This window comes from Lentibacter sp., from assembly GCF_965658795.1.
Lineage (GTDB): Bacteria > Pseudomonadota > Alphaproteobacteria > Rhodobacterales > Rhodobacteraceae > Lentibacter.
This window is the reverse complement of the sequence record NZ_CBFHTG010000003.1, coordinates 226041-236659: the sequence shown is the minus strand read 5'-3', so window position 1 is coordinate 236659 and position 10619 is coordinate 226041. Positions and strand designations below refer to the sequence as shown.

Here is a 10619-nt window from a genome sequence, read left to right as displayed (position 1 = left end):
GTTTTTCACATAGTCAGCGTGGCCGGGGCAATCAACGTGAGCGTAGTGACGGTTCTCTGTCTCATACTCAACGTGTGCGGTTGAAATCGTGATACCACGGGCTTTTTCTTCAGGCGCGCCGTCAATCTGGTCATACGCTCTGAAATCACCGAAGTATTTCGTGATCGCAGCTGTCAACGTCGTCTTGCCGTGGTCAACGTGACCAATCGTGCCGATGTTGCAGTGTGGTTTACTACGGTCAAACTTTTCCTTTGCCATGAGATGGCCTCCTTAATTTTTCAATGTGCGGTGCGCAAAGCTGCGCACCCTACCGGGTGGGTGTAGGGTGCGCCTTTACGGCGCACCGCTGATTAGGCGTATTTTGCCTGAATTTCTTCCGAGATGTTGCTCGGGACTGGCTCGTAGTGGTCAAACTGCATCGTGAACTGCGCGCGGCCCGAAGACATGGAACGCAATGTGTTGATGTAGCCGAACATGTTCGCCAGTGGCACGAAGCAATCAATCGCGATCGCGTTGCCGCGAGGCTCTTGGCCCGATACCTGACCACGACGTGATGTAAGATCGCCGATGATACCACCTGTATATTCTTCAGGCGTGATCACTTCGACTTTCATCACTGGCTCAAGCAGTTTCGCACCGGCTTTGCGCATACCTTCACGCATACACATACGTGCAGCGATTTCGAATGCGAGAACCGAGGAGTCAACATCATGGAACTTACCGTCGATGAGAGCAACTTTGAAGTCGATCACGGGGAAGCCAGCCAAGGGGCCGCTGTCCATAACCGAGTTGATGCCCTTTTCAACGCCAGGGATGTATTCTTTAGGAATAGACCCGCCGACGATACGGCTTTCAAACGAGTAGCCTTCGCCTGCTTCTGTCGGAGAAATGATCATTTTCACTTCACCGAACTGGCCTGAACCACCCGACTGTTTCTTGTGCGTGTAGGTGTGCTCGACTTCGCGAGAGATCGTCTCACGATAAGCAACCTGTGGCGCACCGATGTTGGCTTCCACTTTGAATTCACGCTTCAGACGGTCCACGAGGATATCAAGGTGAAGTTCGCCCATACCCTTCATGATTGTCTGGCCTGATTCAATATCAGTTTCCACACGGAACGAGGGATCTTCGGCCGCAAGACGCTGAAGACCTTGAGACATTTTCTCTTGGTCGTTCTTTGTTTTTGGCTCAATGGCAATCTCGATCACGGGATCAGGGAATGTCATTGTTTCCAGAACCACTGGCTCTTTAACGTCACAAAGCGTGTCACCCGTTGTGGTATCTTTGAGGCCTGCAAGCGCGATAATATCGCCCGCAAATGCTTCTTCGATCTCTTCACGGTTGATCGAGTGCATCATCATCATACGACCGATGCGCTCTTTCTTGCCTTTTGTCGCGTTCAGAACAGTGTCGCCTTTGTTAAGCTTGCCTGAATAGATACGCGTGAACGTAAGTGAACCAACGAAGGGGTCGTTCATGATTTTGAACGCGAGGCCAGAGAACGCCATCTCATCATCCGCACGGCGCGGGATGTTACGTGTTTCTGTATCGTCACCAGGTGCAAAACCCATGTAGTCAACAACGTCGAGCGGGCTCGGCAGATAGTCGACAACAGCGTTAAGGAGCGGCTGAACACCTTTGTTTTTGAAGGCAGAGCCACCAAGAACAGGAACAAACTTCAGCGCAAGGCAGCCTTTGCGAAGCAAAACGCGAAGCGTTTTCACGTCGGGCTCTGTGCCTTCCATGAGGTAGGCTTCCATGGCGTCGTCGTCCATTTCCACAGCAGCTTCAACAAGCTTGCCGCGCCACTCGTCGGCTTGCGCCTTGAGGCCGTCACGGATTGGAGCTTTGATCCATGATGCGCCAAGGTCATCGCCCTGCCACAACCACTCTTCCATGGTCACAAGATCGATAAGACCTTCAAGCTCGGTCTCGGCACCGATCGGGATACCAACGGGGATAGCCGTGGCGCCTGTACGGTCTTCGATCATGTTGACGCAGTTAAAGAAGTCTGCGCCGATCTTGTCCATTTTGTTCACGAAAACGATCCGCGGAACCTTGTAACGGTCGGCCTGACGCCAAACTGTTTCGGTCTGCGGCTCAACACCTGCGTTACCGTCAAGAACAGTAACCGCACCATCGAGAACCGCCAGCGAACGCTCAACTTCAATCGTGAAGTCAACGTGGCCGGGGGTGTCGATGATGTTCATCCGGTGCTTTTCAGAATCAGGCTCTGTGCCGTTTTCTGTGCGCTCCCAGAACGTGGTCGTCGCAGCCGAGGTGATCGTGATGCCACGCTCCTGCTCCTGCTCCATCCAGTCCATGGTTGCCGCGCCATCGTGCACTTCGCCGATGTTGTGTGATTTACCCGTGTAAAACAGGATACGCTCGGAACAAGTGGTCTTACCGGCATCGATGTGCGCGATAATACCAAAGTTACGGTAGCGTTCGAGGGGATAGTCGCGTGCCATATCAGGTGCTTCCTATTACCAGCGGTAGTGGCTGAATGCTTTGTTCGCATCGGCCATTTTGTGAGTGTCTTCGCGCTTCTTCACGGCAGAACCGCGAGATTGCACAGCATCCATAAGCTCGCCAGCAAGGCGCTCTTCCATGGTGTTCTCGTTGCGAGCGCGGCTCGCATTGATCAACCAGCGGATGGCGAGAGCTTCACGGCGCTCGGGGCGGACTTCAACAGGAACCTGGTAAGTCGCACCACCCACACGGCGTGAGCGAACCTCAACCGATGGTTTGATGTTTTCGAGCGCTTCGTGGAACACTTCCACTGGCGCACGTTTGATTTTGCTCTCAACGCGGTCAAACGCGTTGTAGACGATACGCTCGGCAACAGCTTTTTTGCCGTCGATCATCAGGTTGTTCATGAATTTTGTCAGAACCCGATCACCAAACTTGGCGTCAGGAAGGACTTCGCGTTTTTCAGCGGCGTGACGACGTGACATGTGATCTTTTCCTTACTTAGGACGCTTGGCGCCATATTTCGAACGGCGCTGCTTACGGTCTTTAACACCTTGGGTATCCAGAACACCGCGCAGGATGTGGTAACGGACACCCGGAAGGTCTTTTACACGACCGCCGCGGATCAGAACCACAGAGTGCTCCTGAAGGTTGTGGCTTTCGCCGCCGATGTAGCTGATGACCTCAAAGCCGTTTGTAAGACGCACTTTGGCGACCTTACGCATAGCCGAGTTCGGCTTTTTAGGCGTTGTGGTGTATACACGTGTGCAAACGCCACGCTTCTGAGGGTTACCCTCGAGGTGAAGCGATTTGGAGCGTTTGACTTTTGGCTTCCGGGGTTTCCGGATGAGCTGTTGGATCGTTGGCATAGGGCTCTTTTCCCGTTTCTCAACACACTGGTGCAAGGGTGTCCCCCCGCGGTTTCAATTCGCTGCGCGTTATGCGTCCACAACACACAAAAGCCGCATCGTTCCCATTCCGAGGTAAACGGTGCGGTGGGTTCTCAGAGGATCTTCGCAGCATTAGCTCGGATCTTGACCACTCAAGTTATGTAAACGGCATTGGGTCGTCCCCTAAGCCGGATGAGGGGCTTTTATGGGGAGTCGCCCCAGTTGTCAACACACGCAGGCCAGTGCTTTCAGCCTGTGCCAATTTGCGCAGTCACCTTGGCCCATTCGGCCTCAAAGCGCTCAAGATCCACGCCAAACTCACAGCGCATCAGCTCGGGCAGGTTTTCCAGCTTGTAGCGGAAGCTCTGCACCTTGCGCTCCAGCACTTCACTGTCATTGCCCTCATGCGCCCCGCGTACAAACATCGGGCGTTTGTTCAGGCTCAAGACAGGCATGTTGCGCCATGTGCGCATATGCGGGTAGTTCAGCAAGCTGCGGTGGTGATCAGGCGGCAAATAGAGCGCAAGCGCAGGTGTCCAGAGCCGCGCCTCCACGGGCAGATAGTCCACCGTGCCGCGCGGCTCACACCGAATGACAAACCCGCGGCAGAAGTCCACCGCCACGCGTCCGCTCTCCTCATAGATCGGCGCAAGCGTGGCATAGAGGCTGCGCAGGCGCGCCACAAAGTCACTGGCCACCGCGTCGTCATCATCCAGACGAAACTCGACCACAACATCTGCACTCTGGTCGCGATGCTCCATCATAAGCGCGCGGCAGGTCTCCATGTGGTTCTGCCCCTCGGGCAAAAACACAGGCTTCACCTGCCCCACATCCTTGATGAGCTCAAGCACCCGCCCCCGCCACGGCTCAGGCAGGCTGTCGCCCAACATCAGAACCAGCGTAAACGCTTCATCGGTCTGCGCGCGCAGGCTTGGCAGCACGAGATGCTCCAGGAAGAACAGCCGCACCGCCATCCGCGCCTCGGTGTAAAGCTCAGCCCTGAGCGCCTCAAGGCTTTGGCCCTTGTTCTTAAACGCACCTGTCTGGCTCGGATATGACCAGCGGCACAGGCCAAGAACTTGCAGTTTTGTCTTGCTCATACGCCCGCCCCCGCAACTGGCCGTGCCACAGCCGCCTTGGCTGCCCGCCGCTTCAGCTGGCGCTCCCGCAGCAACATGAACACCCCAGAGCCGATCACAATCGCCGCCCCCAAAAGGGTGATAGGTTTGGGCCAGTCCCCAAAGACAAGCCAGCCAAGCAAAAGCGCCCAGACAAGCGAGGTATAGCGGAACGTTGCCACAAAGCTGATCTCGCCAATACGCATCACCATAATCGAGAAGAGATAGCCCCCGATGATCATCACAGAGGCGCCCGCAATCAGCAATGCCGACTGCCCGCTCACAGGGTTCCACCCTTGCGACGGCGCGGCAGCCGCAAAGAACAGCGTCACCGCCAGTGAGGAATAAAATGACACCGCCATCGAGGGGGTCTCAGCGCTCAAGCGCCGCGTGGCCAGATCACGAATGGTCACCACAACGACCGCCGCCAGCGTGTAAACCGAATAGATCGTAAAATCATCCGCGCCGGGGCGGATGATCAACATCACCCCGAAAAAGCCCACAAAAATAGCGGCCAACCGCCGCCAGCCCACTGGCTCGCGAAAAAACACCGCCGCCGCCAGCGTGACCGTGAGAGGCATGGCCTGCATAATCGCGCTCACATTGGCGATGGGCATATTGAACAGCGCAGTGAGAAAGAAATAGGCCGACCCCGCCTCGGCCAACACACGGATGAGCACAAGCTTGCGGTCCTGACGCGGGATATCAAAGCGCAGCTTGCCCATGGCAACCATCACCAGCGCAATCAGCACAGTTGTCAAAATACCCCGCAGCGTGAGCACCTGAAACAGGGGCAGCTCCCGCGACACCACCTTCATGAACGCGTCGTTAAACGTAAACGCCGCCATCGAAGCCATCATAAGCCCCGCGCCGCGCAGGTTGTCTTGAGCCGAAATCATCTGAGGCCTTTCAGCATATCTATATCAAAGCCGAACAGCGCCTTGATCTGCTTGGCCACGTCGTCAGCGGCCATCTTGTTGGTGATCCCGAGTTTCGCGGGGCTTGATTTGTTGTCACGGTGGATCGTGCGCAAAAAGCAAGGCGCGGAAATATCGGAGTAAACGGTATAGTGCTGTGCCAGCGCGCGGTGGTTGTAGCGGTACGGGTTGCGCGTGTATCGAGCGGGGTGCAACAGCGCCGTGCCGCAAGACAGGGGCGCGCGCTCGACCGTGTCAAACACCTTGTTATCGCCCTGTCCTGACACTTCCACATAAAACCCGCGGTTAAAGGCAATGACTGTGGGCGCATCCGGCTTGAGCTGCAAAAGCGGCCCCGCCAGCGCCTTGAGCCGCGCAATATAGTCGCCCGCCAAAGCATCATCATCATCAAGCCTGAAGGTGATACGGTGGCTATGCCCCACCTCATGCGCGCTAGCGTAAGCCGCCTTGATAATCTGGTAGTGTGGCCCCGGATCGGCGGCAAAAACGCTCATGTTGCTGAACGGCGCCAGAAGCGCATCCAGCTTCGCACGCACCTCTGCAGGCAACTGCGTTGACGTGAGCACAACAAGGCGAAAGCCCTGATCACTCTGGCGCGCCAGCGAGGGCAAACACAGGGTTTCAAACATCTGCAACCGCAGCGCCATCCGCTCGGGGGTATAGAGGTGGGCCGCCACAGCCTCGGGGCTGCCATGTGTGTCAGAATAATAATCTGTCGCCAAAACCGAAAACCGCACAAGGCCTATCACCTGCGGCGTCGCAAACTCGTCTGTCATGAAGCGCCTCCCTTGATCAGAGAGAACACCCCTTCAGCGCAAAAGAAAAGACCCAAGAGCACCTTGGCAAGCGCCCCAAACGAAAAACCCCGCCTCAAAGGGCGGGGTTTTCCTAATCATATGGTCAGGCGCTTACTCGTCGCGGCTCTCTGGCATCTGCTCGGGAGCGGTGCCAGCCGTGAAGATGTCGTCCTCGGTCGGAGCGGCAAGTGCCGCTGCGGCTTCGGCTTCTTCGCGGCGTGCTTCGAGCACAACGTTGTCGCGGTCTTGAGCAACGCGGCGCATCTGCTTGGTTGCCCCACCTGTACCCGCCGGGATCAAGCGACCCACGATGACGTTTTCCTTGAGGCCAACCAGCTTGTCTTTCTTACCTTGCACAGAGGCTTCGGTAAGAACGCGTGTTGTCTCCTGGAACGACGCCGCCGAGATGAACGACCGTGTCTGCAAGCTCGCCTTGGTGATCCCGAGAAGGATCGGCTCGCCTTGTGCAGGGCGTCCGCCGCGGGCAACTGCCTTGGCGTTGGCCTCGTCAAACTCGACCTTATCGACGTTTTCACCCTTGAGCAGCGTTGTGTCGCCGCTGTCCTGGATCTCCCACTTCTGGAGCATCTGACGCACGATAACCTCGATGTGCTTATCGTTGATCTTCACGCCTTGGAGGCGGTAAACATCTTGCACTTCGTCGATCATATAGTCCGCCAGCGCCTCAACACCCATGATGGAGAGGATGTCGTGTGGGGCTGGGTTGCCGTCCATGATGTAGTCACCCTTCTGGACAAAATCACCTTCCATAACCGGAATGTGCTTCCCCTTGGGCACCATGTATTCGACAGGCTCCATGCTCTCGTCTGATGGTTCAATCGAGATACGGCGCTTGTTCTTATAGTCGCGGCCGTAGCGGACATATCCGTCGATCTCTGCAATGATCGCGTGGTCTTTCGGGCGGCGGGCTTCGAAAAGCTCGGCCACACGTGGCAGACCACCGGTGATGTCTTTTGTTTTTGCGCCTTCACGTGGAATACGCGCAACAACATCACCCGCTTTGATCTCTTGGCCTTCTTCAACCGAGAGAACCGCATCAACAGACATCGGATAGGTCAGAGGGTTGCCCGCATCGTTGCGCACTGGCTCGCCATCTTTGTCCGACAGGATGATCTCAGGCTTGAGCTCGTTGCCTTTCGGAGCCGCGCGCCAGTCGATCACGATCTTCTGGGTCATGCCTGTCGCGTCATCTGTCTCGTCGCGCACGGCAATACCGCTCACAAGGTCAACAAACTTGGCTGTACCGGCTTTCTCCGCGATGATCGGAAGCGTGTAGGGGTCCCACTCAAACAGCTTGTCGCCACGCAGAACCTTGCCACCTTCTTTGACAAAGAGCTTCGTACCGTAGCTGAGCTTGTGGCTCGCACGTTCGTCACCATCGGGGCCAACAATCGCGATCTTCATGTTACGGCCGATCACGAGCGCTTCGCCAGCTTCATTCTCGATCAATGAAGCGTTCTCGAAGGTGATTTTACCTTCTTGGCTCGCCTCGAGGAACGACTGCTGACCACCCTGCGCAACACCACCGATGTGGAATGTCCGCATTGTGAGCTGTGTACCTGGTTCACCGATCGACTGCGCCGCGATGATGCCAACGGCCTCACCTTGGTTGACCATGGTGCCGCGCGCGAGGTCACGCCCGTAGCACATGGCGCAAACGCCGTCTTCGGCTTCACAGGTCAGCGGTGAGCGAATGCGCGTGCTGACAACGCCAGCCGCATCAATCGCATCGGCCATACGCTCGTCAATCATCGTGCCTTGCGCGATGAGCACTTCGTCTGTGCCGGGCTTCAGAATGTCGTCAGCCGCCACACGCCCGAGAAGGCGCTCTGCCAGTGAAGACACAACTTCGCCGTCGTTCACAGCCGCTTCAGCCGTGATCGCACGCTCGGTGCCGCAGTCATGCTGGCGCACGATACAGTCCTGAGCCACGTCAACGAGACGGCGTGTCAGGTAACCCGAGTTCGCCGTTTTCAGAGCCGTATCGGAAAGACCTTTCCGCGCACCGTGGGTCGAGTTGAAGTACTCGAGAACGTTGAGGCCTTCTTTAAAGTTCGAGATAATCGGTGTCTCGATGATGTCGCCGTTCGGCTTCGCCATCAAGCCGCGCATCCCGCCCAGCTGCTTCATCTGTGTGACCGAGCCACGCGCACCGGAGTGAGCCATCATGTAAACCGAGTTCGGTTCCGAGACAGATCCATCCGCATCACGCTTGTCAGCCGAGATGGTGCTCATCATGGCGTCGGTGACTTTGTCGTTACACTTTGACCAGGCATCGACAACTTTGTTGTACTTCTCGCCCTGTGTGATCAGGCCGTCGAGGTACTGCTGTTCGAAATCCTTCACAAAGCCGCGCGTTTCGTCAACGATTGTCCACTTTGTGTCAGGGACGACCATGTCGTCCTTACCAAAGGAGATGCCCGCCTTGAAAGCTTCGCGGAAGCCCATTGTCATGATCTGGTCACAGAAGATGACAGACTCTTTCTGGCCACAGTAGCGATAAACCGTGTCAATCACTTGCTGAACTTCACGCTTACGCAGCAGACGGTTGACGAGGTCAAACGGCGCTTTGTTGTTTTGCGGCAGAAGCGCACCAAGGCGCACACGGCCCGGTGTCGTTTCAAAGCGCACCATCACAGTGTTGCCCTCTTCGTCCACCTGCGGAATACGCGCGGTAACTTTAGAGTGCAGGTGCACAGCGCCACTGTCCAAAGCGTGCTGAACTTCTTCAATCGAAGCAAAGACCATGCCTTCGCCCTTCATGCCTTCACGCTCGATGGTCGTGTAGTACAGACCCAAAATCATATCCTGTGACGGAACGATGATCGGCGCGCCGTTGGCAGGCGAAAGAACGTTGTTCGTTGACATCATGAGAACACGCGCTTCGAGCTGGGCTTCCAGCGAGAGCGGCACGTGAACAGCCATTTGGTCACCGTCAAAGTCAGCATTAAAGGCCGAGCAGACGAGCGGGTGAAGCTGGATCGCCTTACCTTCAATCAGCACTGGCTCAAACGCCTGGATACCAAGGCGGTGAAGCGTTGGCGCGCGGTTGAGCATAACGGGGTGCTCGCGGATGACTTCATCCAGAATGTCCCACACTTCGGGGCGCTCTTTTTCAACAAGCTTCTTGGCCTGCTTTACAGTTGCCGAAAGGCCCTTGGCCTCCAAACGGCTGTAAATAAACGGCTTGAACAGCTCCAAAGCCATCTTCTTGGGCAGGCCGCACTGGTGCAGCTTCAGCTCTGGGCCCGTCACGATGACAGACCGGCCGGAGAAGTCGACGCGCTTACCCAAAAGGTTCTGACGGAAGCGGCCTTGCTTACCTTTGAGCATGTCTGAAAGTGATTTCAGCGGGCGCTTGTTGGCCCCCGTGATCACGCGGCCACGGCGGCCGTTGTCAAACAGAGCATCCACAGATTCCTGCAACATCCGCTTTTCGTTGCGCACGATGATATCGGGCGCACGCAGCTCGATGAGGCGCTTGAGACGGTTGTTACGGTTGATCACGCGACGGTAGAGGTCGTTGAGGTCTGATGTCGCAAAGCGGCCACCATCCAGCGGCACCAGCGGGCGCAGCTCTGGCGGGATCACGGGGATCACCGTCATAACCATCCACTCGGGGCGGTTGCCTGACTCAAGGAAGCTCTCAACCACTTTCAAGCGCTTGATGATCTTCTTGGGCTTCAGCTCGCCTGTCGCTTCCTTAAGGTCCGCGCGCAGCGTTTCTGCTTCGGCATCAAGGTCGATCTGGGCCAGCATCTCACGGATGGCCTCCGCACCGATGTTCGCTGTGAAAGCGTCCATACCGTAGTGGTCTTGCGCGTCCATAAACTCTTCTTCGGTGAGCATCTGGCCGTATGTCAGGTCTGTAAGGCCTGGCTCGATCACAACGTAGTTTTCAAAGTACAGCACGCGCTCAAGGTCACGCAGTGTCATATCCAGCATCAGGCCGATCCGTGACGGAAGCGACTTGAGGAACCAGATGTGCGCCACTGGGGAAGCCAGCTCGATGTGGCCCATACGCTCGCGGCGTACCTTTTGAAGCGTAACTTCAACACCACATTTCTCGCAGACAACGCCGCGATACTTCATGCGCTTGTATTTGCCGCAAAGGCATTCGTAGTCTTTTACTGGCCCGAAGATACGCGCGCAGAAAAGGCCGTCGCGCTCTGGCTTGAACGTACGGTAGTTGATGGTTTCAGGTTTTTTGATCTCCCCGAAAGACCACGACAAGATACGCTCGGGCGAAGCAAGCGAGACTTTGATCTCGTCAAAAACCTTCGTTGGCGTCAGCGGGTTAAACGGGTTGTTTGTAAGTTCCTGGTTCATTTTGATATCCTCAAATTGGTTGCGGAAGGAAAGATGGGAATGGGGCTTGCGCCC

At 56.3% G+C, this 10619-nt stretch carries 8 protein-coding genes; all 8 read right to left on the bottom strand.

Going from position 1 to position 10619, the window contains the following annotated elements:
* Positions 1–258, bottom strand: a 258-nt coding sequence (locus tag ACTG3X_RS03790; protein ID WP_439109901.1) for a GTP-binding protein, incomplete at its 3' end; no start/stop codon positions are given.
* 92 nt (positions 259–350) lie between these two features.
* Entirely contained in the window at positions 351–2471 is a 2121-nt protein-coding gene (fusA, locus tag ACTG3X_RS03785; RefSeq protein ID WP_439109900.1) for an elongation factor G, read from the bottom strand.
* A 15-nt stretch (positions 2472–2486) separates the two neighbouring features.
* Complete coding sequence (gene rpsG / locus ACTG3X_RS03780; RefSeq protein ID WP_089887581.1) at positions 2487–2957, bottom strand: 30S ribosomal protein S7; 471 nt, start codon at positions 2955–2957, stop codon at positions 2487–2489.
* Positions 2958–2969: 12 nt separating this feature from the next.
* On the bottom strand, positions 2970–3341 hold the full coding sequence (gene rpsL, locus ACTG3X_RS03775) for a 30S ribosomal protein S12 (protein ID WP_215959443.1): 372 nt from the start codon (positions 3339–3341) through the stop codon (positions 2970–2972).
* 269 nt (positions 3342–3610) lie between these two features.
* Positions 3611–4462: a glycosyltransferase gene (locus tag ACTG3X_RS03770; protein ID WP_439109899.1), complete on the bottom strand. Its 852-nt coding sequence runs from the start codon at positions 4460–4462 to the stop codon at positions 3611–3613.
* Positions 4459–5379: a DMT family transporter gene (locus ACTG3X_RS03765; RefSeq protein ID WP_439109898.1), complete on the bottom strand. Its 921-nt coding sequence runs from the start codon at positions 5377–5379 to the stop codon at positions 4459–4461. Before ACTG3X_RS03765 ends, ACTG3X_RS03770 begins: the two co-directional genes overlap by 4 nt.
* Entirely contained in the window at positions 5376–6194 is an 819-nt protein-coding gene (locus ACTG3X_RS03760; protein WP_439109897.1) for a glycosyltransferase, read from the bottom strand. The genes ACTG3X_RS03765 and ACTG3X_RS03760 overlap by 4 nt, the downstream gene beginning before the upstream one ends.
* A 132-nt stretch (positions 6195–6326) precedes the next feature.
* A complete protein-coding gene (gene rpoC / locus ACTG3X_RS03755; protein WP_439109896.1) occupies positions 6327–10565 on the bottom strand; it encodes a DNA-directed RNA polymerase subunit beta' in 4239 nt (1412 codons plus the stop codon).
* Positions 10566–10619: the final 54 nt, after the last annotated feature.